The 22476-nt window shown below is 69.9% G+C and carries 25 protein-coding genes and 1 tRNA gene; 15 read left to right on the top strand and 11 right to left on the bottom strand.

Annotation, left to right across the window (positions count from 1 at the left end; all coding sequences use genetic code 11):
• Positions 1 to 894: 894 nt before the first annotated feature.
• The gene (locus tag SCMU_RS15445; protein WP_229229992.1) at positions 895 to 2400 is read left to right on the top strand and encodes an amino acid permease; all 1506 of its coding nucleotides are present in this window, start codon (positions 895 to 897) and stop codon (positions 2398 to 2400) included.
• 64 nt (positions 2401 to 2464) lie between these two features.
• Positions 2465 to 3064, top strand: a complete 600-nt coding sequence (locus SCMU_RS15440) for a TetR/AcrR family transcriptional regulator (protein WP_229229991.1) — start codon at positions 2465 to 2467, stop codon at positions 3062 to 3064.
• Positions 3065 to 3175: 111 nt separating this feature from the next.
• Here the strand turns inward: SCMU_RS15440 and SCMU_RS15435 are convergent, their stop codons facing one another.
• Positions 3176 to 4633 (bottom strand): catalase, encoded by a 1458-nt coding sequence (locus tag SCMU_RS15435; RefSeq protein ID WP_229229990.1) that lies wholly within the window; start codon positions 4631 to 4633, stop codon positions 3176 to 3178.
• A 68-nt stretch (positions 4634 to 4701) separates the two neighbouring features.
• Complete coding sequence (locus SCMU_RS15430; RefSeq protein WP_229229989.1) at positions 4702 to 5163, bottom strand: Fur family transcriptional regulator; 462 nt, start codon at positions 5161 to 5163, stop codon at positions 4702 to 4704.
• 115 nt (positions 5164 to 5278) lie between these two features.
• Here SCMU_RS15430 and htpX point away from each other — a divergent pair, with 115 nt between their 5' ends.
• The 3 genes from htpX to SCMU_RS15415 all read left to right on the top strand — a co-directional run bounded on the left by htpX (position 5279) and on the right by SCMU_RS15415 (position 8745).
• A complete protein-coding gene (gene htpX / locus SCMU_RS15425; RefSeq protein WP_229229988.1) occupies positions 5279 to 6157 on the top strand; it encodes a zinc metalloprotease HtpX in 879 nt (292 codons plus the stop codon).
• A 71-nt stretch (positions 6158 to 6228) separates the two neighbouring features.
• Positions 6229 to 7221, top strand: coding sequence for a ketopantoate reductase family protein (locus SCMU_RS15420; RefSeq protein WP_229229987.1), 993 nt, complete (start codon positions 6229 to 6231; stop codon positions 7219 to 7221).
• A 252-nt stretch (positions 7222 to 7473) separates the two neighbouring features.
• Positions 7474 to 8745, top strand: a complete 1272-nt coding sequence (locus SCMU_RS15415; protein ID WP_229229986.1) for an MFS transporter — start codon at positions 7474 to 7476, stop codon at positions 8743 to 8745.
• Between the two features lie 60 nt (positions 8746 to 8805).
• Here the strand turns inward: SCMU_RS15415 and SCMU_RS15410 are convergent, their stop codons facing one another.
• Positions 8806 to 9459, bottom strand: a complete 654-nt coding sequence (locus SCMU_RS15410; RefSeq protein ID WP_229229985.1) for a hypothetical protein — start codon at positions 9457 to 9459, stop codon at positions 8806 to 8808.
• Between the two features lie 9 nt (positions 9460 to 9468).
• Positions 9469 to 10402 (bottom strand): IS5 family transposase gene (locus SCMU_RS15405; RefSeq protein ID WP_443020157.1). Its coding sequence is split into 2 segments (ribosomal slippage): positions 9469 to 10023 and positions 10025 to 10402, totalling 933 coding nucleotides; the frame shifts between segments, so codons are not numbered across the junction.
• A gap of 134 nt (positions 10403 to 10536) precedes the next feature.
• Between SCMU_RS15405 and SCMU_RS15400 the strand changes: the two genes are divergently transcribed.
• Positions 10537 to 11022, top strand: coding sequence for a hypothetical protein (locus SCMU_RS15400; protein ID WP_229229984.1), 486 nt, complete (start codon positions 10537 to 10539; stop codon positions 11020 to 11022).
• Positions 10985 to 11203, top strand: coding sequence for a hypothetical protein (locus SCMU_RS15395; RefSeq protein ID WP_229229983.1), 219 nt, complete (start codon positions 10985 to 10987; stop codon positions 11201 to 11203). Before SCMU_RS15400 ends, SCMU_RS15395 begins: the two co-directional genes overlap by 38 nt.
• Positions 11204 to 11296: 93 nt before the next feature.
• Here the strand turns inward: SCMU_RS15395 and SCMU_RS15390 are convergent, their stop codons facing one another.
• On the bottom strand, positions 11297 to 11782 hold the full coding sequence (locus SCMU_RS15390) for a YajQ family cyclic di-GMP-binding protein (RefSeq protein ID WP_229229982.1): 486 nt from the start codon (positions 11780 to 11782) through the stop codon (positions 11297 to 11299).
• Positions 11783 to 11972: 190 nt separating this feature from the next.
• On the opposite strand from SCMU_RS15390, the gene SCMU_RS15385 reads away from it, so the two are divergent.
• From SCMU_RS15385 to SCMU_RS15375, 3 genes are all read left to right on the top strand, one after another.
• Positions 11973 to 12296 carry a hypothetical protein gene (locus tag SCMU_RS15385; protein WP_229229981.1) on the top strand — a complete coding sequence of 108 codons (324 nt, stop codon included), beginning with the start codon at positions 11973 to 11975 and terminating at the stop codon, positions 12294 to 12296.
• Positions 12297 to 12411: 115 nt separating this feature from the next.
• Positions 12412 to 12493: transfer RNA gene (locus SCMU_RS15380), tRNA-Tyr, on the top strand.
• A 93-nt stretch (positions 12494 to 12586) separates the two neighbouring features.
• On the top strand, positions 12587 to 13252 hold the full coding sequence (locus SCMU_RS15375; protein ID WP_229229980.1) for a Type 1 glutamine amidotransferase-like domain-containing protein: 666 nt from the start codon (positions 12587 to 12589) through the stop codon (positions 13250 to 13252).
• 93 nt (positions 13253 to 13345) lie between these two features.
• Here SCMU_RS15375 and SCMU_RS15370 read toward each other — a convergent pair whose 3' ends face one another.
• Entirely contained in the window at positions 13346 to 13951 is a 606-nt protein-coding gene (locus SCMU_RS15370) for a histidine phosphatase family protein (protein WP_229229979.1), read from the bottom strand.
• Between the two features lie 83 nt (positions 13952 to 14034).
• Between SCMU_RS15370 and SCMU_RS15365 the strand changes: the two genes are divergently transcribed.
• The 3 genes from SCMU_RS15365 (at position 14035) to trxA (ending at position 16237) form a co-directional block, all read left to right on the top strand.
• Positions 14035 to 14481, top strand: coding sequence for a MarR family winged helix-turn-helix transcriptional regulator (locus SCMU_RS15365; RefSeq protein WP_229229978.1), 447 nt, complete (start codon positions 14035 to 14037; stop codon positions 14479 to 14481).
• Positions 14478 to 15752: an MFS transporter gene (locus SCMU_RS15360; protein WP_229229977.1), complete on the top strand. Its 1275-nt coding sequence runs from the start codon at positions 14478 to 14480 to the stop codon at positions 15750 to 15752. Before SCMU_RS15365 ends, SCMU_RS15360 begins: the two co-directional genes overlap by 4 nt.
• A 107-nt stretch (positions 15753 to 15859) precedes the next feature.
• The gene (trxA, locus tag SCMU_RS15355) at positions 15860 to 16237 is read left to right on the top strand and encodes a thioredoxin (protein ID WP_229229976.1); all 378 of its coding nucleotides are present in this window, start codon (positions 15860 to 15862) and stop codon (positions 16235 to 16237) included.
• 248 nt (positions 16238 to 16485) lie between these two features.
• Here the strand turns inward: trxA and SCMU_RS15350 are convergent, their stop codons facing one another.
• The gene (locus SCMU_RS15350; protein WP_229229975.1) at positions 16486 to 16764 is read right to left on the bottom strand and encodes a putative quinol monooxygenase; all 279 of its coding nucleotides are present in this window, start codon (positions 16762 to 16764) and stop codon (positions 16486 to 16488) included.
• Positions 16765 to 16798: 34 nt separating this feature from the next.
• On the opposite strand from SCMU_RS15350, the gene SCMU_RS15345 reads away from it, so the two are divergent.
• Positions 16799 to 18502, top strand: a complete 1704-nt coding sequence (locus tag SCMU_RS15345; protein ID WP_229229974.1) for an AMP-binding protein — start codon at positions 16799 to 16801, stop codon at positions 18500 to 18502.
• A gap of 37 nt (positions 18503 to 18539) precedes the next feature.
• Here SCMU_RS15345 and SCMU_RS15340 read toward each other — a convergent pair whose 3' ends face one another.
• From SCMU_RS15340 to SCMU_RS15325, 4 genes are all read right to left on the bottom strand, one after another.
• Positions 18540 to 19127: a hypothetical protein gene (locus SCMU_RS15340; RefSeq protein WP_229229973.1), complete on the bottom strand. Its 588-nt coding sequence runs from the start codon at positions 19125 to 19127 to the stop codon at positions 18540 to 18542.
• A gap of 31 nt (positions 19128 to 19158) precedes the next feature.
• Positions 19159 to 20343, bottom strand: coding sequence for an SLC13 family permease (locus SCMU_RS15335; protein ID WP_229229972.1), 1185 nt, complete (start codon positions 20341 to 20343; stop codon positions 19159 to 19161).
• 48 nt (positions 20344 to 20391) lie between these two features.
• Positions 20392 to 20835, bottom strand: coding sequence for an SRPBCC family protein (locus SCMU_RS15330; RefSeq protein WP_229229971.1), 444 nt, complete (start codon positions 20833 to 20835; stop codon positions 20392 to 20394).
• Between the two features lie 93 nt (positions 20836 to 20928).
• A complete protein-coding gene (locus tag SCMU_RS15325) occupies positions 20929 to 21924 on the bottom strand; it encodes a DNA-3-methyladenine glycosylase family protein (protein ID WP_229229970.1) in 996 nt (331 codons plus the stop codon).
• A 138-nt stretch (positions 21925 to 22062) separates the two neighbouring features.
• Here SCMU_RS15325 and SCMU_RS15320 point away from each other — a divergent pair, with 138 nt between their 5' ends.
• Complete coding sequence (locus SCMU_RS15320; protein WP_229229969.1) at positions 22063 to 22464, top strand: VOC family protein; 402 nt, start codon at positions 22063 to 22065, stop codon at positions 22462 to 22464.
• Positions 22465 to 22476 lie beyond the last annotated feature (12 nt).

The following is a 22476-nucleotide window of genomic DNA, read 5'->3' as shown; positions in this document are numbered from 1 at the left end:
CGGTGGTGGTTCCCCCCGGGCTCCTGAACGAGGCCATGTCTCCTGCAGTGGGCACAACGACGGGCGACCCGGCGACGGGTGACCAGCACACCACTGCCCCTCCCAGGACTCCGCGTGGCACGCTCGCGGCGGTGAACGTGCCCTTCGGTGATGCCCTTATGCCCGGCGCGAAGGCGCCCTTCACGCCGTTGCCCTCGGAGACACCCCCGCCCGGCGGGGGCCCGCAGGCTCAGGGCGCGCCGCCCCAAGCGCCGGCGGGTCAGGCGCCTCCCGCCCAGAGCTCGTCCGGTTCGGGACCTAACGCTGCCCCGGCGCCGAGCACTCCAGCCCCGACCACAGCTCCGGCTCCCTCGCCGACCGCGACCGCCACCCCGACCACGGCCCCAGACCCGTCCCCGACCACGGCCCCAGACCCGTCCCCGACCACCGCTCCGGATCCTTCGCCTACAGCTACGGCCGATCCGGCCCCGACCACCCAGGCGTCCAGCCCGACAGTCTCTCCGACGGCCGCGCCGGATCCGTCGGCGACCCCGTAGGCACAGCCCTGATCCGCTACCGCTGGAGACTGTCGAGCACGCAGCCTGCGCCGTCGACGTCGCTCGCGGCGACGCCCACTGCACATCCACCGCCACCACCGCGCACTGCACACATCAGGGCGTGCTCAAGGGATCAGGGTGTGCTCAAGGGGGGCTTGCCGCCAGTGGAAGTCGTGTGGACCACGGCCCAGCCGACGCTGGCCGGCATCACGGCCACCGCGTCGCTCGGCACGCTCGCGGAGCCCGTCACCTTCTCGGACTGAGCCCGCCGTCTCGCATTGTGAGACCCGATCAGAGTCTCACGGGCTGGACCCGTACAGTGGACAGGTTTGTTCCACCCCAGCATCAGGAGTCGAGGATGCAGATCTTCCGCACCAAGCCGATCGAGGCCACGATCGCCGAGACCCACGAGCCGGGTCGGCGGCTCAAGCGCACCCTCAGTGCGTGGGACCTCATGATCATGGGCGTCGCGGTGGCGGTCGGCGCGGGCATCTTCTCGGTCGGCGCGAAGGCCGCCGCGAGCTTCGCGGGCCCGGCCGTGACCGTCTCGTTCGCGATCGCCGCGGTCGCGTGTGCGCTCGCCATCATGTGCTACGCCGAGTTCGCCACGGCGATCCCGGTGGCGGGCTCCGCGTATGTGTTCACCTACGCCACCATGGGCGAGCTCCTCGCCTGGATCATCGGGTGGAACCTCATCCTCGAGCTCTTCACCGCCGGTGCTGTGGTCGCGAAGTACTGGGGCCTGTACCTGAGCAAGGTGTTCTCGCTCGTGGGCCTGGACGTCCCGCCGAGCATTCACTTGGGCTCGGTCGAGCTCGTGTGGGGGCCGTTCCTCATCGTCGCGATCTTCACCGTGCTGCTCGTGCTCGGGACCAAGCTCTCGGCGCGCGTGGGCAACTTCTTCACGATCATCAAGATCGCCGTGGTGCTGTTCGTGATCGTGGTCGGGTTCTTCTACATCAGGGCAGAGAACTTCTCGCCGTTCATCCCGAGCGCGGTGCCAGCGCAGTCCGGGGACACGACGGCTGTCCTCAAGCAGTCCCTGTTCGCGTTCGCCACCGGCGCTGCCCCGGCCCAGTACGGCCTGTTCGGCGTGTTCGCCGGCGCGGCGCTCGTGTTCTTCGCGTTCATCGGGTTCGACGTCGTGGCCACGAGTGCCGAGGAGGTCAAGAACCCCCAGAAGACGCTCCCGCGCGGCATCTTCGCCGGCCTCGCCGTCGTGACGCTGCTGTACATCCTCGTCTCGCTCGCGCTCACGGGCATGGTCCCGTACACGACGCTCGCCGCCGCCGAGCAGCCTACGCTCACCACCGCTTTCGAGGCCGTGGGGAACACAGACGCCGCGAAGGTCATCGCGTTCGGCTCCCTCGTGGGCCTCACCACGGTCATCATGGTGCTGCTCATGGGCTTCGCCCGCGTGGTCCTCGCGATGAGCCGCGACGGACTGCTGCCCCGCGCTCTGTCCGTGACGAGCGAGAAGCGCTCCACGCCGGCCCGGCTCCAGATCCTCTGCGGCGCGCTCGTGGCCCTCGTGGCCGGCCTCACGAACGTCGACGTGCTCGAGGAGATGATCAACATCGGCACCCTCTCCGCGTTCGTCGTGGTGAGCCTCGGGATCATCGTGCTCCGCCGCAAGCGGCCTGACCTCAAGCCCGCGTTCCGGGTCCCGTTCGGCAAGGTCCTTCCGATCGTCTCCGCCGTCCTGTGCCTCTACCTCATGACCAATCTCGCGGTCGAGACCTGGATCTACTTCGCCGGCTGGCTCGTGGTGGGGCTCATCATCTACTTCGCCTACGGCCAGCGCCATTCGCGCCTCAACGAGCGCTTCGCCGCGCAGCGCGACGCAGTCAGCGATCCGCAGTAGACACAGGTCGTGTCGTAGACAAGTCTTGTCACAGAGATGAGTGACGGAGTCTAGGATAGTCGGCATGGCGAGACCACCACGGCCAGAGCGGAAGCACGAGCTGCTCGAGGAGATCCTCGACTTCCTCGTCGATTCCACCCTCGCGGACCTGACCTTCAGGAGCCTCGCCGACGGTCTCGGCATCAGCAGCTACGTGCTCGTGTACCACTTCGGCAACCGTGAGCAGCTTGTCACTGAGATCATTCGGGCCATCATGCGCCGTTACGAGCCGCTCGAGTCCGGCGCGACCCACTCGTCGTCCCGGGAGGAGTTCTTGGCCTGGGCGCGCAAGGCGTTTGAGCTCTGCCTCGACCACCGTGGCCGCCACCTCCAGCGCCTCGAGTTCGAGGCCTCGGTCCAGGATGTCGTGGCCGAGCGTCCCCGCCGCTTCGGCACTGAGGCGCATGAGCACTGGCGGCGCTTCCTCGCCGGCTGGCTGCGGGGCAACGGGATCCCCGCGAAACGGGCAGGCTCGCTTGCACGCCTGTACGTGGGCGCGGTCATGGGCCTGCTCTACGACTTCGTCCTGACCGGTGACAGGCGGGCCGCCCTTGAGTCGTTCGGCCTCCTCGCGGATGCACTTGTGGCCCGCCTCGACGCCGCGGACCAGCACGCGAGGTCCTAGCACACCCGAACTGAGGGGTCCGGTGACCTCAGGCAAGCCGGGAGGGCCCGGTGCAGACGCACCGGACCCCCCGCGTGTCAGCTGCGTTCGGCGCAGCGTCCTTCCGAGCCGCTACTTTCCGAGCTCGGCGCGGAGCTTCGCGCCGAGGTCGGTGTCGACGTTGGTCCAGTACTGGATCGCGCGCTCCTTGATCTCGGAGTTCTTCACGCCGCCGACGGCGCCCGTGAGGGTCGCGAGGATGCGCTCGCGGTCGGCGTCGTCGAAGACCTCACGGTAGAGGATGCCCGGCTGCACGAAGTCTCCGTCCTCAGCGTGGAGGGTGTGAGCAGCGAGGGTCAGCTCGCCGTCGTTCTCCCAACCGCCTCCCGGCCCGCCGGACTGAGGCGTCGGCTCGACGGCCGTGGGGCCGCCGAACGAATTCGGCGCGTAGACCGGCGTCGAGGCCGAGTTGAACGAGATGCGGCCCGCGCCGTCCTGGCTGTAGTTGCGGACCTCGTTTTTCGGGGCGTTGACAGGCAGCTGCGCGTGGTTGGTGCCCACGCGGTAGCGGTGCGCGTCCGCGTAGGAGAAGATGCGCGCCTGGAGCATCTTGTCCGGCGAGCCGGCGATGCCGGGGACGAAGTTCGACGGCGCGAACGCGGCCTGCTCGATCTGCGCGAAGTAGTTCTCCGGGTTGCGGTTGAGCTCCATCGTGCCGACCTTGATGAGCGGGTAGTCCTTCTTGGACCACGTCTTCGTCAGGTCGAACGGGTTGTAGCGGTAGGTCTTGGCCTCCTCGTACGGCATGACCTGCACGTAGAGGTCCCAGCTCGGGAAGTTGCCCTCGGCGATGTTCTCGTAGAGGTCCTGGATGTAGTAGTCCGCGTTCTCACCGGCGAGGCGCTCGGCCTCCTCGTCCGTGAGGCTCTCGACGCCCTGGTTCGTGTGGAAGTGGTACTTGACCCAGAAGCGCTCGCCCTCGGCGTTGATCCACTGGTACGTGTGCGAGCCGTAGCCCTGCATGTTGCGCCACGTCTTCGGAAGGCCGCGCGGCCCCATGAGCCACGTGACCTGGTGGGCGGACTCGGGGGAGAGGGTCCAGAAGTCCCACTGCATGTCGGCGTCGCGCAGGTGGCTGCCCGGGAGGCGCTTCTGCGAGTGGATGAAGTCGGGGAACTTGATGCCGTCGCGGATGAAGAACACCGGGGTGTTGTTGCCCACGAGGTCGTAGTTGCCCTCGCTCGTGTAGAACTTCACGGCGAAGCCCCGCGGGTCGCGCCACGTGTCGGGCGAGCCGTTCTCGCCGGCCACCGACGAGAAGCGGATGAGCATCTCGGTCTCGACGTCCGGCTGGAAGAGCGCGGCCTTGGTGTACTTGGAGACGTCCGCGGTGGTCTTGAAGACGCCGAACGCGCCGCCGCCCTTGGCATGGACCACGCGCTCCGGGACCCGCTCGCGGTTGAACTGGGCGAGCTTCTCGACGAGGTAGTGGTCGGTCAGGATGATTGCGCCGTCGGCGCCGACCGACTGGGCGTGGGCGTCCGAGACGACCGGCGCACCGGACTGGGTGGTCGAGTAGTTGGCTGTCATATCTCTCCTTCTGTTCCGCGCGTACTGCGCTGCACTGGTTTCCTGGGAGGGAAGTGTGGTGGGTGGCGTCAGGCCGCCGGGGTCGGGCTGGACTGGTCTGGCTTCGCGGCGCACTCCGCGCAGACGCCCACGTACGTGACGTCCGCGATGACGATGGTCATGCCGTGGGCGTCGCTCGGGGTGAGGCACGGCGCGTGCCCCACGGCGCAGTCGACGTCCTCGACGCGTCCGCAGACCGAGCAGATCGCGTGGTGGTGGTTGTCGCCGACCCGTGTCTCGTAGAGGGCGGCGGAGTGAGGCGGCTCGAACCGGCGCAGCATTCCGAGGTCGGTCAGGTCGCCGAGCACCACGTAGACGGACTGCGGGGTGATCTCCGGGAGCGCCTCCCGTGCGGCGGCATGGATGGCGTCCGCCGACGAGTGCGGGTGGGACGCGATGGCGTCCAGCACCACGAGCCGCTGCTTGGTCACCCGGCGGCCGTGAGCGCGAAGGGCGGAGGCCCATTCCGTGTGCCCAGTGCTCGGTTCCATGGCTCCATTGAAGCACTTATTTTGAGGAGTTCACAATAAGGCGACCCTAACCTGCCCTGCGGAACCGAAGCGGGGGAGCTGTACGTTGTAGCGACTGGAGGTACAGGAGGCAACCGTGCACAACCATCACAACGGGCTCAAGACCGCGGCGCTCTTCGGGGTGCTCTGGGCGGTGCTGCTTGGGCTCGGCGGCCTCGTGGGCGTCTGGTCCCGCAGCGGCGCGCCGATCTGGATCTTCGCGGCGCTGGGCCTGATCATGACGTTCTACAGCTACTGGAACAGCGACAAGATCGCCCTGCGCTCCATGCAGGCCTATCCCGTGACCGAGGCGGAGGCCCCGGGGCTGTACCAGATCGTCCGCGAGCTCTCCCAGCGGGCCAATCAGCCGATGCCGGGCATCTACATCTCGCCCACGCAGTCGCCGAACGCGTTCGCCACCGGCCGCAGCCCCCAGCGCGCGGCCGTCTGCTGCACCGAGGGGATCCTCCGGCTCCTCGACGCGCGTGAGCTGCGCGGGGTCCTCGGGCACGAGCTCATGCACGTCTACAACCGGGACATCCTCACCGCCTCGATCGCCGCGGCGGTGGCCGGCGTCATCACCTCCGTCGCGCAGTTCGCGATGTTCTTCGGCGGCGGGCGGGACCGGAACGCGAACCCGTTCGCGCTGCTGGCCCTCAGCCTGCTCGCCCCGTTCGCCGCGTCCCTCATCCAGCTCGCGATCTCCCGCACGAGGGAGTACGACGCCGACGAGGACGGCTCCCAGCTCACGGGAGACCCGCTCGCGCTCGCCTCGGCGCTGAACAAGATCGAGGGCGGGGTGCGGCAGGCGCCTCTGCCTTCCGGGGACCAGAAGCTGGTCAACACGTCCCACCTCATGATCGCGAACCCGTTCCGCGGCGGTGCTGGCATCGCCCGGATGTTCGCGACCCACCCGCCGATGGCGGACCGGATCACACGGCTTGAGGCGATGGCCGGACGCCAGCTCGGCCGCTGAACCAGCCCTTCCGGGCCACCGTGGCGGGTGGTCTACTGATCATGGTCCAGCGAACGCGCAGGAGCTAAGCTATGAGGATCGGGATCATCGGGATTGGGGCGATCGGCGGAACCATTGCCGCGCTCATGAAGCGCGCCGGCCACGCCGTCGAGGCCACGGCACGCGGCGACCGGCTCGCAGCGATCCAGAGCGGGGGGCTGCACCTCTGGGGTGCATGGGGCGAGCATGTCGCGCAGATCGGCGTCGGCGATCGCCTCACCCGCGCGCCCGACCTTGCACTGCTGTGCGTCAAGGCCCAGGACGAGGAGGAAGCGCTGCGGTCCAATGCGACCTCCCTCGAGGGCGTACCGCTCGTGGTGGTCCAGAACGGCCTCGAGGGCGCCGAACACGCCGCCCGTCTCCATCAGGACGGCCCGACGATCGGCGCGATCGCGTTCTTCAGCGCCGACTCTCCCGCCCCGGGGTCCGTGCGCGTCCTCGTCCCCGGACCGCTGTACCTGGGGTCAGGCTCCGGGCTACCCACCCAGGACGCGATCGACGCCGCGAGCCTCCTCAACGAGGGCATCCCCGCCGAGGCGGTGGAGAACTTCGTGGGCCACCAGTGGAGCAAGCTCGTGGTGAACCAGATCAACGCGATGCCCGCCATCACGGGCCTGAGCGTCCAGGACACGCTGGCCAACCCGGCCCTGCGCCGCCTCGTCCTCGCGAGCATCCGCGAGGCCCTTGCGACCGGCCGCGCCGAGGGGGTGGAGTTCGGCGCACTCGACGGCATGCCTCCCGCCCTTCTCGGGCTCCTCGGCTCGGCGCCACGTCCCGTCGGCTCGCTCCTGCTGCGCCTCATGGGCCGCAGGCTGGGCCACGAGCCGGTGCTCGGATCGACCCTGCAGAGCGTCGAGCGGGGCCTGCCCACCGAGATCGACTACCTCAGTGGCGCCGTCGTGGCACGGGCCCGCGCCCTAGGCCTTGAGGCGCCCGTCAACGAGGGAATGGTCCAGCTCGTCCACGAGGTTGAGCGCAGCCACGGCTACTATTCGCCCGCGCAGGTGGCCCGGCGCCTCGGCTGACCCGCGGCAGGCCCACCGACTGGCTGCAGGCCCGCCGGCTCGCGTCAGGCGCGCCGGTTCGCGTCATCCATGCCGGTTCGCCTCAGGCGCGCCGCGGACAGCCCCCGCGCGTGCGGTCTACCCCCGGCACGCGAACCGCGCCGCCGGTGCGGCGCCCGACGGCGGCGGGTCACCGGCGTCGTGCGCGGCATCGAGCCGTGCCTCGGCAGTCTGGCGCTCCGGCCGGGCTGGCCGCGCCACTAGGCTGTTGCGGTGCGCAACTACCTGGCCGATACGTCACCTTTGACCGAGAGCCTCGAGTTCCGGCGACTGTGGATCGGCCAGCTGTTGAGCGTCCTGGGGTCGCAGCTGACCGTGACGGCCGTGAGCCTGCAGATCTACGACCTGACGCGCTCGAGCTTCCACGTGGGCCTCTTGGGGCTTGTGGCGCTCGTCCCGTTCGTGTTCGCCGGGCTGTACGGCGGCGCGATCGTGGACGCGCACGACCGCCGGACCGTGGCAATCGTCTCGTCCTGGCTGCTGTGGGGCACGAGTGCGCTCATCGCGCTGCAGGCCTGGCTGCGGCTCGAGAACGTCCTGCTCATCTATGTCCTCGTAGGGATCCAGGCGCTCGGGACCGGGATCAACATGCCCGCACGCAGCGCCATCATCCCCAGGCTGATAAGACCCGAGAAGCTCGCCGCCGCGAATGCGCTGAACATGATCACGTTCGGGCTCGGCGGCGCGGCGGGGCCGCTCGTGGCCGGCGCGCTTGTGGCGACCGTGGGCTACGGGTGGACGTACACGTTCGATGTGCTCAGCTTCACCGTGGCCATGTGGGCCCTGTTCCGGCTCCCGCCGCTGCCCCCGGAGGGCGCGGTGCGCAGAGCGGGGATCCGCTCGGTCGCGGAGGGATTCGGGTTCCTCGGGACGCGGCCGAACATCCGCATGACGTTCCTCATCGACATGTGCGCCATGGTCTTCGCGATGCCCCGGGCCGTGCTCCCGGCCGTGGCCGTGCTGGTGCTCGGCGGCGGGGCCGCGACCGCCGGGGCCCTGCTTGCGGGGATCGCCGCCGGCACCTTCCTCGGCGGGCTGTTCTCCGGGCCGGTCGCGCGGCTGCGCTGGCAGGGGAGGGGCGTCCAGTGGTCGGTGGTCGCGTGGGGCGCGAGCATCCTCGCGTTCGGGATCGTGGTGCTCGCGGCCGGGCGGACCTCGCCTGCGGGGCCAACATGGTGGATCCTGCCGGCGATCCTGTGCATGGTGGCCGCCGGCGCCGCGGACTCCGTGAGCGCCGCCCTGCGCTCCACGATCCTCCAGGCCGCCACGCCCGACTCGATGCGGGGCCGCCTTCAGGGCGTCTTCACCGTGGTGGTAGGCGGCGGCCCGCGACTCGGCGACGTGTTCTCGGGCGGCATGGCGTCCTGGCTCGGCGAGGGCACCGCCATCGTGGTGGGTGCCCTCGCGTGCATCGCGCTTGTCTGGGTGCTGCACGTCGCCCAGCCCGGGTTCGCCCGGTATGACGCGGAGCACCCGAAGCCGTAGCGGAGCGCACGACGGCGGGCGCGGCCTCGCGCACTGACCGGGCGCCCGACGTCGTGCGTACTACTGCCAGGCGAGGGTGAACCAGATGATGGCCGCAACGAAGCCTCCGAGGGCGAGCGCGGCGTAGCGGCGTGGAGTCCCGGTCGGATTGGCCTTCGTGAAGCCGAAGAACGAGTTGGCGTTGAGCGCGTGGAGGAGCAGCCCCCCGGCGAGAAGGCCCACGAGGGCAGAGCGGGGCGCCGTCGTGAGGGCGACGAGTGAGAAGAATGCGTATTCGGCCACGAACGCCAGACGAGGGCGGGACCACAGCCCCCAGCCGACGAAACGGTCGCCGCGGCCCTCGGCGGCGGTGAGGCGTCCCAGGAGCGGCAGGTCCCTGAGGTGCACCGGCACGTCGAGCAGCCAGTGCGAGACCGCGCCGAGCCAGAAGGCCACGCCCACCCGCGGGTTCCCGTAGACCAGCCCGAACGCCAGGGCCGGCACGAGCGTGAGCGCCGCTGAGAGGACGAGCGAGTGCGAGTACGGGTATGACGTGAACTGGACCGAGCTCTGGAGCGGACTCCTGGGGTCGATGCGGACCTTCTCGACCCCAGCGCCAACAAGGCCGGACCAGACGATGTCAGGCCATGCCACCGCTATGGCGACAGGGAGCACAGGGGTCTCGGGGGCGAGCGCAAGCAGCGCCGCAGCGGCGGCGTAGTGGCCGATGTACACGCGCGGAGGCTAGGGCGTGTCTCCTAATAGGGTTGCCCAGATGAGGGCGGCGTGGAGGACTGCGCCGGCGCGGTAGGTGATCGCGAGTTTGTCGTAGCGGGTGGCGATGCCGCGCCACTGCTTCACGAGCGCGAATGATCGTTCGACGACGTTGCGGTCCTTGTAGGCGTCGGCGTCGAAGCCGGGCGGCCTGCCGCCCTTGCTGCCCTTGCGTTTGCGGGACGTGATCTGGTCGCTCTTTTCCGGGATCACCGCCCGGATGCCGCGGGCGCGGAGCATGCGCCGGTTCACACCGGACCCGTACGCCTTGTCCGCCAGGACCGCGGCCGGGCGTGTGCGTGGACGTCCGCCGCCGGCCCGGGGGACCCGGATGTCGTCGAGGACCCGCTTGAGCATCGCCCCGTCGTTGCGCTGTCCGCCGGTGACGACGATCGCGAGCGGGAGCCCGTTGCCATCGACGGCGTGATGGATCTTCGTCGTCAGGCCGCCACGGGAGCGGCCGATGCCGTGACCGGCGGGCTCAGCTTCCTCAAGCGGCAGATTCTTGTGATTCGACACGGCCCCCTGTGTCCTGGTCGGGGCGGGTGGTGTTCGTCGCGTGCTGGTGCGCACGCGCGATCGTCGCGTCCACGGACACGTCCCAGTCGATCAGCCCCGCCGCATCCGCCTGGGAGAGCAGCACGTGCAGCACCCGGTCCCAGGTCCCGTCTCCGGCGTAGCGGCGGTGCCGCTTCCAGACCGTCTGCCAGGGCCCGAACTCTTCCCGCGGCACGTCCCGCCACGGCGTCGAGGTGCGGAACCGGTAGATGATCCCATCGACAATGCGGCGATCGTCACCGAACGGGTGACCACGCCGTCCAGCGTTCGAGGGCAGCAACGGCCCGATCAACGCCCACTGCGCATCCGTCAACCGGCGATTACGAGAGTCCACAACAGATACCACCCACCCACAATCTCGCGTCAATCACGAGGCATATGGGAGACACGCCCTAGCACCTGCAGGTGGCGCATCGGAGAAGGGCTGGCAGCCTCGTAGACTGGCCGTGCCCGCGCAGCGCCCGCGCAAGGAGGTGGCAGGTGGACCCGATGTTCATCCCGGTGCTCGTGGCCTTCCTTGCGCTCGCGGGCGTGGGCGTGAACGCGGCGGTGACGCTCGTGCAGGGCAGGAAGGTCCGCGACCAGGCAGCCCAGCTGGCGAGGGCTTCGGGTCGTCAGGCCGAGGAGATCGCGGTCCGGGTCGACACCCGCGAGACGGCCACCGACGCCCGGCGCGACTGGTGGCAGCGGGTCAACGACACCATCGACCGGCTGTACGCCTCGGACGAGGCCGGCCGGAACGTGGCCCTCGTGATCCTCGAGGGCCTGACCGAATCGCGGTGGGCCCAGGACGAGGACAGGGCCCTGCTGGTCCAGGTCCTTGCCGCCTACAATGAAGCGGCATTGGCAGAGGCCGCAGCGAAGCAGGCGAGGGGAGGTGGCGTGAATGTCGATCCAGACGTCCAACATCAGGGCGGCGCGGCTCCAGATGAAGCTGCTGGAGCAGTTGGGCCAGACCGTCCCTGACGACGTTCGGGACCTCGCGGAATCGACCGTGGGGAGGGCCACCGCGGCGCACGCGGCGCTCGCCGAGGTCCCAGAAGCCGACGAGCGCGAGCTCGTCCGGGAGCTGGCCGCCCGGACCAACCTGCCCGAGGCCGAGGTCGAGTCCGTCGTCGCGGCGATCAGCGAACTCGCCGGGGAGTAGCCCGCATCCTTCGGTGCCGCGCACGACGCCGGCCGCCCACCCCGCGCGGGGCGAGCGGCCGGCGTCGTGCTCAGCCGTTGAGTCGGACTGCGCCTAGCGGAAGTTCACGAACTGCAGGTCCACGTCCTCGTATCCCTTGAGGAGGGCGATCGTGGACTGGAGGTCGTCGCGGGACTTGGAGGACACGCGCAGCTCGTCGCCCTGGATCTGGGCCTTGACGCTCTTGGGCGCCTCGTCGCGGATGAGCTTGGAGATCTTCTTGGCGTGCTCCTGCGAGATCCCCTCCTTGATGGAGGCCTCGATGCGGTACTCCTTGCCGGAGGCGAAGGGGTCGCCGGCCTCGAGGGACTTCAGGGAGATGCCGCGCTTGACGAGCTTGGACTCGAAGACGTCCAGGACGGCCTTGACGCGCTCCTCGGCGTTGGCCTTCATGAGGATCTTCTCGCCGGAGAAGTCGATCTCGGCGCCCACGCCCTTGAAGTCGTAGCGCTGGGCGATCTCCTTCTGCGCCTGGTTCAGGGCGTTGGCGACCTCCTGCTTGTCCACCTTGCTGACAACGTCGAACGTCGAATCTGCCATGGAAACCTCCGCGAAATCGTTGGGGCCGATGCTGCCCACCAGCCTAGCTGGTTGGATCGGCCGCGGCCGGGTACTTCCCTGCTGGCGAGGGTCGCAGGGCCCACAGTTCACTCACAGCCGAAGTCCAGTCGGATCCGAAGCGGGGCTGCGAGCGTTGGTATCAGTGAACCGCCGGTAGAGGGAGGAACCTGTGGCGACGAAGACAGCGCGCACCGAGGGCACTGATGGCAAGGACGCCTCGCCCAAGAGGTCGATCGCCGGCAGGGCGGTCGCAGCGGCGGGAGGCGTGGTCGCCGCCGCGACGCTCGCCACCGGGATCGCAATGGCCCCGGCCCCCTCGGCGGCCGCCCGGCTCGATGGCGTGCACGAGGACTTGGCGCGCGCCGTCGCGCTCCGCCAGATCACCGATGAGCAGGCGGCGTTCTTCGAGGCGCAGATCGCCCGCGCGATCGCCACCGAGGAGTCGTCGCAGACGCACGACGACGCCGGCGCGCCCTCCGCTGAGACCGCCTGATCCTGACCCATCGGGCGTCACACGCGCCGATTCGACGCGTGGGCGAATGTTCTGTAAGGTTGTCTTGCTCGCACCGCGGAACACAGCTTGGCTCGTGTGCCGCGGCGTGGCGTTCGGCAGATTACCCGAGCGGCCAAAGGGGGCTGACTGTAAATCAGCTGGCATTGCCTACGGGGGTTCGAATCCCTCATCTGCCACGAACGTGAGGAACACCCTCGGTCTTCGGCGGGGGTGTTCTGCTATGTTGGGCCCAACCGTGTACGGCCGGAGCTGGCGCTGCGGGAGGCAAGGTGAAGCTTCTACTGACATCCGGGGGCGTTTCCAACCCCACGATCCGCGACGCGCTCGTCGAGCTGCTCGGCAAGCCGATCGCCGAGTCGAACGCCCTGTGCATTCCGACCGCCGAGTACGGCCACCCGTGGTGCACACCCGCCTCCGCCTGGCGCTTCGTCACGGGCAGGACGCCGGCCCCCATGACGGATCTCGGCTGGAAGTCGGTGGGCCTCCTCGAGCTCACCGCGCTGCCGAGCATGGGCGAGGATCGGTGGGTCCCGTGGGTCAAGGAGGCGGACGCCCTCCTGGTTGACGGCGGCGACGCGACGTTCCTGTGCCACTGGATGCGGGAATCGGGGCTGACGGACCTGATGCCCTCGCTGTCCGAGACCGTATGGGTGGGTGTGAGCGCCGGGAGCATGGTGATGACGCCCCGGATCGGCGACGACTTCGTCGGCTGGAAGGGCGCGAACGGCAGCGACCGCACGCTCGGCCTCGTCGACTTCTCAATCTTCCCCCACCTCGACCACGAGGACATGCCACAGAATACGATCGCCCACGCTGAGCGGTGGGCCGCGGACATCGGAGGCCCGGCGTACGCCATCGATGACCAGACGGCCATCATGGTGCTCGAGGGCGAGGCCACGGTCCTCTCCGAAGGGAACTTCACGAAGCTCCGCTGAGGACTCAGCGCCCCGCCTCCTCCTCCAGCAGCTCCGCGCCGCGGGCGCGGCCGTCGAGAGCCCCGGCGCCTGCCGGGGAGGGGGCGGGATGGGTCAGCCGATCCGCTCGCCCTCCCACGTCTCGACCGCCCACCCGGCAGGGGTGGATCCGGAGAGCACGACGACGCCGGTGTTGGCCAGGTTCCTGCGCGTGGCGAAATCGGCGTCCACGTTGGTCGTGTGGTGCCCGCACCACGTCCGGATCATGGCGCCGTGGCTCACCATCGCCACCGTGGGATGGCCGAGGCCCTCGGCCTCGGCGACCACGGCGTTGAACCGCGAGTAGACGGAGGAGCAGGCTTCGCCGCCGTCGAGCACCTCATCGGCGCGGCCGCGCATCCAGGCCTCGAGGAGCGAGACGTACCGCAGCATCGACTCGGCATCCGTGCGCATCTCGAGGCAGCCCGCGGCGATCTCGCGCAGCCCGTCCCTGACCAGCGCCTCGACCCCCACTGCCCGGGCCAGCGGTGCCGCGGTCAGCTGGGCCCGGTGCAGGTTCGAGGTGAACACGGCACCGATGGCCTCGTCGGAGAGGGACTCGATGAGCTTCGCGGCCTGCCGGTGCCCCAGATCGGTGAGCCCCGGGCCCGGCGCGCCAGTGTCGAGCGCGCGCAGCAGGTTGGACGGCGTCTCGCCATGCCGGATGAGCAGGAGCCTCATGGATCCAAGCGTACGGGCGCCGAGCCGTGACGTGCACCGCAGACCCTTGCATTTAGGCACCCTAACTATTAGGATACCTAAGTATGAGCGACGACCTGAGGATCCTGGCCGACGGCTTCCGAGAGGCACTCCGCCACGCGGTGTGGGTGGCACGGCACCTCGACGAGGCCGCGGAGTTCTCCACGTCCCAGCTCGCCGTCCTCAACATGGTCGCGGGCGAGGGGCTGCGCATGGGCTCCATCGCCAAGAACCTCGGCGTCCGCGTCCCGTCCGCCACCGAGCAGGTGGCCCGCCTCGAGAAGGCCGGGCTGCTCGAGAGGGGCAGCGACCCGCACGACGCGAGGGCCGTCGTCGTGCGCAGGACCGCAGCCGGCGACGAGGCCGCCGCCCGCGACAACGCGCTCCGCAGCGGGCGCATGGCGGACGCCATGTCCGCCCTCACAGACTCCGAGCGGGCCGCCCTCGCGGCGGCGCTGCCCGTGATGGACAAGATCAACAAGCACGTGACGAATCAGGAGATGCCCGCATGACCGCCGAGACCGGCGTCCAGTCCCCATCCGAAGCACCGATCGCGGCGCCCCTCGGCGCCGCCACCGGTGCGAGCGCCCACGAGACGCTCGAGAGCGAGAAGGCCTCATTCTTCCGCCAGCCCAAGGCCGTCTGGGCCACCGCGGCCGCGTCCGTCTTCGCGTTCATGGGCATCGGGCTCGTCGACCCGATCCTCCCGGCCATCGCGCAGAACCTCCAGGCGACCCCCAGCCAGGTCTCGCTCCTGTTCACGAGCTACTTCCTCGTCACCGCCGTCATGATGCTCGTGACCGGCTGGGTGTCCTCGCGGATCGGCGGCAAGAAGACGCTGCTCATCGGTCTCGCGCTCATCGTGGTGTTCGCGAGCCTCTCCGGCACGAGCGGCAGCGTCGCGGAGCTCATCAGCTGGCGCGCCGGCTGGGGCCTGGGCAACTCGCTGTTCGTCGCGACCGCGCTCGCGGTGATCGTAGGCGTGGCGGCCGGCGGCACGTCCACCGCGATCATCCTCTACGAGGCCGCCCTCGGTCTGGGCCTCTCGCTCGGCCCGCTCGCCGGCGCCCTGCTCGGCGGCTGGCAGTGGCGCATGCCGTTCTTCGGTACCGCGACCCTCATGGCCATCGCGTTCATCGCGATCATGGCCACGCTCCCCAAGACCCCGCCGACCAGCAGGAAGACCCACTTCCGTGACCCGCTCAAGGCCCTCGCCCACGCAGGGCTGCGGTCCGTGGCCGGAAGCGCGTTCTTCTACAACTTCGGCTTCTACACCGTCCTCGCATTCGTGCCGTTCATCCTCGGGATGGACGCCTACGGCATCGGGGCCGTGTTCTTCGGCTGGGGCGTGGCGCTGGCCCTGTTCTCCGTCTTCGTGGCACCGCAGCTCCAGGCGAGGTTCGGCGACGTCACGGTCCTCTCGGGCACCCTCGCGGCGCTCGCCCTCGTCATGGTCTCCCTCGCTGTGGCCGCCGCGCTCCACGCCGTGCCCGCCGTCGTCGTGCTCACGATCGTGGCCGGCGCCCTGCTGGGCGTGAACAACACCGTCTACACCGAGCTCGCGATGGGCGTCTCCGACGCGCCGCGCCCGGTGGCCAGCGCCGGATACAACTTTGTACGCTGGATGGGCGGCGCGCTCGCTCCGTTCCTCGCCACGTGGCTCGGCGAGACGTTCGGCGCTCCCGTCCCGTTCTACGCCGCGGCTGCGGCCCTCGTGATCTCGATCGCGATCGCGATCGCGGGCCGCAAGCACGTCGAGGAGCACGAGCCCCCCGCGGTTTGAACCGCGCTGGCCGGGGGAAGGACCGGCCAAGCAGAACGGTCGGGAATGAAACCCCTATGGGTATCGTTGAACCCTTCGAAACCGCACACACGAGTGAGGAGCGCGGCATGGCAACGAAGAACGTCACCGGCGAGCAGTTCGCCGAGGTCATCGAGAACAACGACATCGTCCTGGTGGACTTCTGGGCGTCCTGGTGCGGCCCGTGCCGCCAGTTCGCCCCGACCTACGAGGCCGCCTCCGAGAAGCACCCGGACGTGGTCTTCGCCAAGGTGGACACGGAGGCCGAGCAGATGCTCGCGGCCCAGGCCAACATCACGTCGATCCCCACGCTCATGGCGTTCCGCGAGAAGGTCCTCGTCTTCTCCCAGCCCGGCGCCCTCCCGGCCTCTGCCCTCGAGCAGGTCATCGACGCGGTGAAGGGCCTCGACATGGAGGATGTCCACAAGAAGGTCGCCGAGGCCGAGGCCAAGCGCTCCGAGAACTGACCGGTCCCGCACCCGGCGGCCAGCCGCATCGTGCGCGACGGCGTCGTCCCCCTGCACGGGGGGCGGCGCCGTCGCGCTGTGCTCGGCTCTCGCGCCCGGCCGGCTCAGAGCGTCCAGCAGTTGTTGACGGGTGCCACGCCCGTGAACCGCGCCTCGAAGAACTGACCGGTCAAGGATGCCCATACAGCGAAAGGCGCCGCTCCCAGCGAGGGGAGCGGCGCCGTCGTGCGTACGTGCGGGCGGGGCGACTAGAGGCGCTCGATCCTCGTCGGCTCGGCGAGCAGGGCGCTGAGGGACTCGTTCAGGTCCTGGACCGCGATGCCCTTCGAGTGCCGCTCGAGGTCCTCCTCGGAGGCCCACTCCTCGGACAGGACGATCCGTTCCTCGGACTCCTCCGTGATCTCGTACTGGAGGCAGCCGGGCTCGCGGTGGACCTCCTCGATCGCGATGTCGAGCGCGAGCTTGACGCGGAAGAACTCGCCCTCGTTGGGGATGAAGGTGGCCTGGAGGCGCACGGGATCACTCATGGTCGCCAGCCTATCTGCTTGGTAGCTTTCAACCATGACCCAAGCTGCGCTTTCGCACACGGCAGGCGAGATGACGACGTCCCTGCTCGAGGAGACCATCGGCACGAACTTCGCCCGGACCGCCGCGCGCTTCGCGGGCCGCGACGCGCTCATCGAGGAGGCGGCCGACGGCGGTGCTGACGCCGCCCGCCGCTGGACGTTCGCCGAGCTCGCGCACGACGTCGACGCCGCCGCCCGCGGCCTGCTCGCCGCGGGCATCGCCAAGGGCGACCGGGTGGGCATCTGGAGCCCGAACTGCGCCGAGTGGACCATCCTCCAGTACGCGACCGCGGCGATCGGCGCGATCCTCGTCAACGTCAACCCCGCCTACCGGACGCACGAGCTGAACTTCGTGGTGAAGCAGAACGGCATGCGGATGCTCGTCGTGGCTCCGACAGACCGCACGAGCGACTACGTCCACATGGCCCGCGAGGCGCTCGTCGAGTGCCCGGACCTGCGCGAGCTCGTGTTCCTCCCCGCACCGCTCACCACCGGCGGCGGCGCCGTGTTCGAGGCGGGCGTGCCGGATGCGCCCGGGGAGACCACGTGGGCGGCCCTCGTGGAGCGCGGGGGCGAGGTGCCGGCGTCGGCCGTCTCCGAGCGGGCGGCGACCCTGAACGCGGACGATCCGATCAACATCCAGTACACATCCGGCACCACTGGCTTCCCCAAGGGCGCCACGCTCACCCACCGCAACATCCTCAACAACGGGTACGCGATCGGGGAGCTGCTGGCGTACTCCGAGGAGGACCGAGTGGTCATCCCCGTGCCCTTCTACCACTGCTTCGGCATGGTCATCGGCAACCTCGCCGCGTTCTCGCACGGGTGTGCCACGATCCTGCCCGGGCGGGCCTTCAACCCGGCCGCGACGCTGCAGGCTGTGCAGGACTTCGGCGGGACCTCGCTGTACGGGGTGCCGACCATGTTCATCGCGGAGCTCGCCCTGCCGGACTTCGCCTCTTACCGGCTCGATACGCTCCGCACCGGTGTCATGGCCGGGTCGCTCTGCCCGATCGAGGTCATGAAGCGCGTCATCTCCGACATGCACATGTCCGACGTGGCGATCTGCTACGGCATGACCGAGACCTCGCCCGTCTCGACCATGACCCGCGCCGGCGACACCCTCGCCCAGCGCACCGAGACGGTGGGGCGGACCATGCCGAACCTCGAATCCAAGGTGGTGGATCCCGCGACGGGGGAGACCGTGGAGCGCGGGGCCATCGGCGAGCTGTGCACACGCGGGTACGCCGTCATGGCGGGTTACTGGGACCAGCCGGACAAGACCGCCGAGGCCATCGACGCCGACGGCTGGATGCACACCGGAGACCTCGCCCGCATGGATGCGGATGGGTACGTGGTCGTCGAGGGCCGGATCAAGGACATGGTCATCCGCGGCGGCGAGAACATCTACCCGCGCGAGATCGAGGAGTTCCTGTACCACCATCCGTCGATCCAGGACGTGCAGGTGATCGGCGTCCCGGATCCGAAGTACGGAGAGGAACTCATGGCCTGCATCATCCTCAAGCCCGGCGCCGCGACCCTGACCGCAGACGACGTGGCCGAGTACTGCCGCGGCCAGCTCGCCCACTACAAGATCCCCCGGTACGTGGACATCCGCGATTCGTTCCCGATGACCGTGTCCGGGAAGATCCGCAAGGTCGAGATGCGCAAGGAGGCCGTCGAGCGGCTCGGGCTCTGACCTCATCCGCCGAGGTCACCCAGGTCAAGCGCAGAGGTCAACCCGCAGGTCCAGATGGGTGTGGCGGCGGTACCGGTGGCGAAGGCGGGCCGTCGTGGGGCGGCGCCGGCCGCGGATGATGCGGGCGAGGCGGACCTGGGTGGCGCGGGCCCTGGTGGGGCCGCCGAGGCAGAGGCGGTGGCGGCGGGTTCCGTCGCGTGTCCTCACTGGGGGACCCGATTCCGGCGTCACCGGAACCCATCTCGGCGTCGCCGGACCCGATTTCGACGTCACCCGACCCCATCTCGGCGTCGCCGGACCCGATCTCGGCGGGCAGGCCGTAGTGCTCCCGCAGCGCGTTCGCGTCCCTCTCGCCGAGGCCGCCGCGGTCCGAGGCGACCTGCGGCGCGGAGCGGACCAACTCGCCGTCGAACGCGATCCGGATCGTGGAGCCCTCCAGGGTCGCGCCGTCGAGCGGGACGAAGCGCTGGGCAATGCCGAAGAACCCCGCCCGGACGGAGACGAACGCCGGTGCGCCGGAGGCGTCGAGGACGAGCTGGTCGATCGAGCCGAGGCCGGTGCCATCGGAGGCGAGGAGGCGCCCGCCCGCCTCGAGGACCGTGTCGAGCTCGTCCCGGGAGATCATGCGTCGATCCTGCCACCCGTATCGGCCCCCGTCACGGGATCGCGGCGAGCAGCGCGGCGGGCACCACGAGCAGCGGCACGAGCACGATTCCGGCCGCAGCGTAGCCCCACCATGAGATCGCCACGCCCAGCCGGCGCAGCTGCTCGTGCCAGATCAACGTGGCCAGGGACGCCCACGGAGTCACAAGCGGGCCCGCGTTCACGCCCACGAGCAGGCCCGCGAGCCGAGCCGGCGAGCCTGCGGCCTGCTCGAACGCGAGGTAAGCGGGGAGGTTGTTCACCACGTTCGCCCCGACGGCCCCCGCTGCCGCGACGCGCAGCAGGTCCCCGGGGCCCTCACCGACGCCGAGCAGTGTTCCGGCGAGTTCTCGCGCACCGAGGTGCTGGAGCGCCTCCATGACCACAAACAGCCCCGCCGCGAAGACGAGCAGCTGCCACGGGACGAGCGCCCACCGGAGAACCCCGCGGCGTCGCACGGCGAACACTCCGACGAGCACCACGGCGGCGGCCGCAGCCGGGATCCACACCGGCACGCCGGAGACGAGAGCGGGCAGCAGCAGGGCGAGGACCACGGCGCCCGTACCGAGGAGCACCGGATCCGGACCCGTCCCGACGGCGGTCTCGTCGTCGGCGCGGAGGCGACCGATCCGCAGGGTGTTGTAGCGCCCCGCGAGCTGGCGCCGGAAGAGGAGCGCGACCGCGGCGGCCGGGAGGAGCGCGCACCACAGGGCGGGCAGGGCCATCCGGGCGGCGAACTCGGCCGGCGAGACGCCGCCGAGGGCATGGAGCGCGAGGAGGTTGGTGAGGTTTGAGACCGGCAGGAGTAGTGACCCCGTGTTCGCGAGCCACACGGTGGTGAGCGCGAACGGCAGCGGCGGGAGCCCGCAGCGCCGGGCGAGGATGACCACGATGGGGGTCAGGAGGACCGCGGTCGTATCGAGAGAGAGGAACACGGTCGCCGCGAGCGAGAGCCCCACCACGAGCATCCACAGCGCCCACACCCTGCCGCGGCCCCAGCGCCGGAAATGCGAGGCAATCCACTCGAACAGCCCGGCAGCATTGAGCAATTCCGTGACCACAGTGATGGCCGCGACGAACGCAAGGATCGGGCCGACCCGATCGGCGAGGCCGGCAAGCGCGGGCCACGGGATGAGCCCTGAGGCCACGGAGGCGGCGCCGAGGATGAGCAGCAGGGCTCCCGTGGCGGCAAGAGGCATGGGGTCCAGTCTAGGGACTGGACCCTCGTGTCAGAGGGCAGACTCGGGCTAGAGGGCGGGGATGAGTTCGGCGAGCGTGGCGAGGTCGGTGCGCACCTGATGGGTGTACGTCTTCGTCACGAGGAGATCCCCCAGCGTGCCGAAAGCCCCGCCGAGGCCGTCAACGGCTTCGAGGGTGTACTCGACGCGGGTGCCGTCTGCCTCGGGCGTCAGCGCATAGGTGCTCGTGAAGGGGATCTTGCTTTCCGTGGACCGGATGCTGAGCCTCGTGGGCCGGTCGTACTCGATGACCTCGGCCGCCCAGTCGAACGTGACCCCAAGGATCTTGTTCCGGCCGCTGAAGAGGCTGCCAACCCCGATGGGAAGGTCGCCATCGAGCTCCGCATAGGTCACCGCCGCCTGGTACAGCGGCGAGTTGGCCGGGTCGCCGATGAACTCGAAGACCTTCTCCGGGGGCGCGGGAACGAAGACACTCTCGTTGATCGTAGGCATGGGGACCCTCCTCGATGCTTCCGCCCAGTGCATGCCCGGCATCGGCAGGATACGCCGCCGCTGCCTTGGGGGAACAGCCTCGGCCAAGCGTACTCAGTGGCGCCGGTGGTCCTGGATGGTCATCCTTGCGCCGTACCGCGGGGCGCGCACACCCGAGAGCCCGAGGAGCCGGACCACGCGCTGGCGCTGCCCGCGCCACGGCTCGAGCAGGCGGAGCATTCCGGCGTCGTCGGTGCGCTGGCCCGTGAGTGCGAAGCCGACGAACTTCGCAAGGTGGAAGTCGCCCACCGAGACGGAGTCCGGGTCAGCGTGGGTGCGCTGGGTGACCTCCGCGGCGGTCCACACGCCGATGCCGGGAATGGTCTGGAGCGCGGCCGCGGCCTCGGCCGCCGTGCAGGACGAGAGCCGCTCGATGCCCGACGCCGCGCGCAGCGCCCGCATCACGGTCGCCGAGCGCTGGGGCCCGACGCCCGCGCGGTGCCACTCCCACGACGGGATCCGCAGCCACGCCTCGGCGGTCGGCGCGACCATGAGTCCCGCGGGCGCGACCGTGCCGGACCCCGGCGCCGGCGTGCCGTACTGCCGCACGAGGTACCGGTAGGCGCGGCGCGCCTCGACCGTGGTGACCTTCTGCTCGAGGACCGTGGGGACGAGCGCGTCCACCATGCGGCCTGTCGCGGGGAGCCGGAGCCCTGGGTTGCGCCGCCGCGACTCCCGGACCAGGTGTGGGAGCGTCGCGAGGAACGCCTCGTCGTCGAACCCCGCCCACGATTCGGTCAGCCCCAGCATCGCTGGGGCGGACGCGACGGCCGACGCCGCCCCCTCGCCCCACGCGCGCACCCTCACCTCCCCGGCCTGGCCGGGGACCGTCCGGTGGGTGATCAGGAGCGAGGCCGGGCCCTCGGCCGTGCTGAAGGCCGCCCACAGCCCGGCGGGGTGGGCTGCGAAGCAGGGATCCCCGTCGCCGCGCTGGAGCGGGAAGCACGTGGCCGCGAGGGAGTAGTGTGCCGGGGCGTCCCAGGCGCCCTCGGCGTCCGCCGTTCCCCGAGAGGGGGCGACTGTCCGGGGGAGCGGGCCTGCGAGCTTCACGGGATCATCGTGCCATGGCCCGCCGACAGTAGGGCGCGAGCACGTTGCCGAGCATTGACTCCCGTCCCGGGCCGCCCAACGATTGCTGGTGTGGCACCCGAATCCGGTGCCGGGATCCCTCGACGGAAAGGCAGGACCATGTCCGGGAAAGTCGTCCACTTCGAGATCCCCGCGGATGACGGGGAACGTGCCAACAATTTCTACACGCAGGCCTTCGGCTGGACCATGATGCCCGTGCCGGGGATGGACTACACCATGGTGGGCACGACGCCGTCGAGCGAGACCGGCTCGCCTCTCGAGCCGGGCAGCATCAATGGCGGCATGTTCGTCCGCAGCGAGGAGTTCCCGCCGAAGAGCCCCATCATCACGGTGGACGTCGAGGACATCGACGCGGCCCTGGCCAAGATCGGTGAGCTTGGCGGTAGTACGGTCTCGCCGAAGACGGCCGTCGGGGAGATGGGCTTCGCCGCGTACTTCAAGGACACGGAGGGCAACATCATGGGGCTGTGGGAGAACGGCCCGCAGCCTGAAGGCCAGTAGCGCGCATCCCCT

The organism is Sinomonas cyclohexanicum (assembly GCF_020886775.1).
Classification (GTDB): Bacteria; Actinomycetota; Actinomycetes; order Actinomycetales; family Micrococcaceae; genus Sinomonas; species Sinomonas cyclohexanicum.
Note: the sequence above shows the minus strand (reverse complement) of the source record. Positions and strands in the feature narration are given on the sequence as shown.

What these genes read in the sequence shown, in the direction of transcription:
- SCMU_RS15350 (WP_229229975.1), bottom strand. Translation starts at nt 16,764, where the DNA reads ATGAGTGATCCCGTGCGCCTCCAGGCCACCTTCATCCCCAACGAGGGC.
- SCMU_RS15390 (WP_229229982.1), bottom strand. Translation starts at nt 11,782, where the DNA reads ATGGCAGATTCGACGTTCGACGTTGTCAGCAAGGTGGACAAGCAGGAG.
- SCMU_RS15345 (WP_229229974.1), top strand. Translation starts at nt 16,799, where the DNA reads ATGACCCAAGCTGCGCTTTCGCACACGGCAGGCGAGATGACGACGTCC.
- SCMU_RS15435 (WP_229229990.1), bottom strand. Translation starts at nt 4,633, where the DNA reads ATGACAGCCAACTACTCGACCACCCAGTCCGGTGCGCCGGTCGTCTCG.
- SCMU_RS15330 (WP_229229971.1), bottom strand. Translation starts at nt 20,835, where the DNA reads ATGCCTACGATCAACGAGAGTGTCTTCGTTCCCGCGCCCCCGGAGAAG.
- SCMU_RS15440 (WP_229229991.1), top strand. Translation starts at nt 2,465, where the DNA reads ATGGCGAGACCACCACGGCCAGAGCGGAAGCACGAGCTGCTCGAGGAG.
- SCMU_RS15430 (WP_229229989.1), bottom strand. Translation starts at nt 5,163, where the DNA reads ATGGAACCGAGCACTGGGCACACGGAATGGGCCTCCGCCCTTCGCGCT.
- SCMU_RS15370 (WP_229229979.1), bottom strand. Translation starts at nt 13,951, where the DNA reads ATGAGGCTCCTGCTCATCCGGCATGGCGAGACGCCGTCCAACCTGCTG.
- trxA (WP_229229976.1), top strand. Translation starts at nt 15,860, where the DNA reads ATGGCAACGAAGAACGTCACCGGCGAGCAGTTCGCCGAGGTCATCGAG.
- SCMU_RS15320 (WP_229229969.1), top strand. Translation starts at nt 22,063, where the DNA reads ATGTCCGGGAAAGTCGTCCACTTCGAGATCCCCGCGGATGACGGGGAA.
- SCMU_RS15420 (WP_229229987.1), top strand. Translation starts at nt 6,229, where the DNA reads ATGAGGATCGGGATCATCGGGATTGGGGCGATCGGCGGAACCATTGCC.
- SCMU_RS15360 (WP_229229977.1), top strand. Translation starts at nt 14,478, where the DNA reads ATGACCGCCGAGACCGGCGTCCAGTCCCCATCCGAAGCACCGATCGCG.
- SCMU_RS15340 (WP_229229973.1), bottom strand. Translation starts at nt 19,127, where the DNA reads ATGATCTCCCGGGACGAGCTCGACACGGTCCTCGAGGCGGGCGGGCGC.
- SCMU_RS15335 (WP_229229972.1), bottom strand. Translation starts at nt 20,343, where the DNA reads ATGCCTCTTGCCGCCACGGGAGCCCTGCTGCTCATCCTCGGCGCCGCC.
- SCMU_RS15365 (WP_229229978.1), top strand. Translation starts at nt 14,035, where the DNA reads ATGAGCGACGACCTGAGGATCCTGGCCGACGGCTTCCGAGAGGCACTC.
- SCMU_RS15445 (WP_229229992.1), top strand. Translation starts at nt 895, where the DNA reads ATGCAGATCTTCCGCACCAAGCCGATCGAGGCCACGATCGCCGAGACC.
- SCMU_RS15395 (WP_229229983.1), top strand. Translation starts at nt 10,985, where the DNA reads ATGAAGCTGCTGGAGCAGTTGGGCCAGACCGTCCCTGACGACGTTCGG.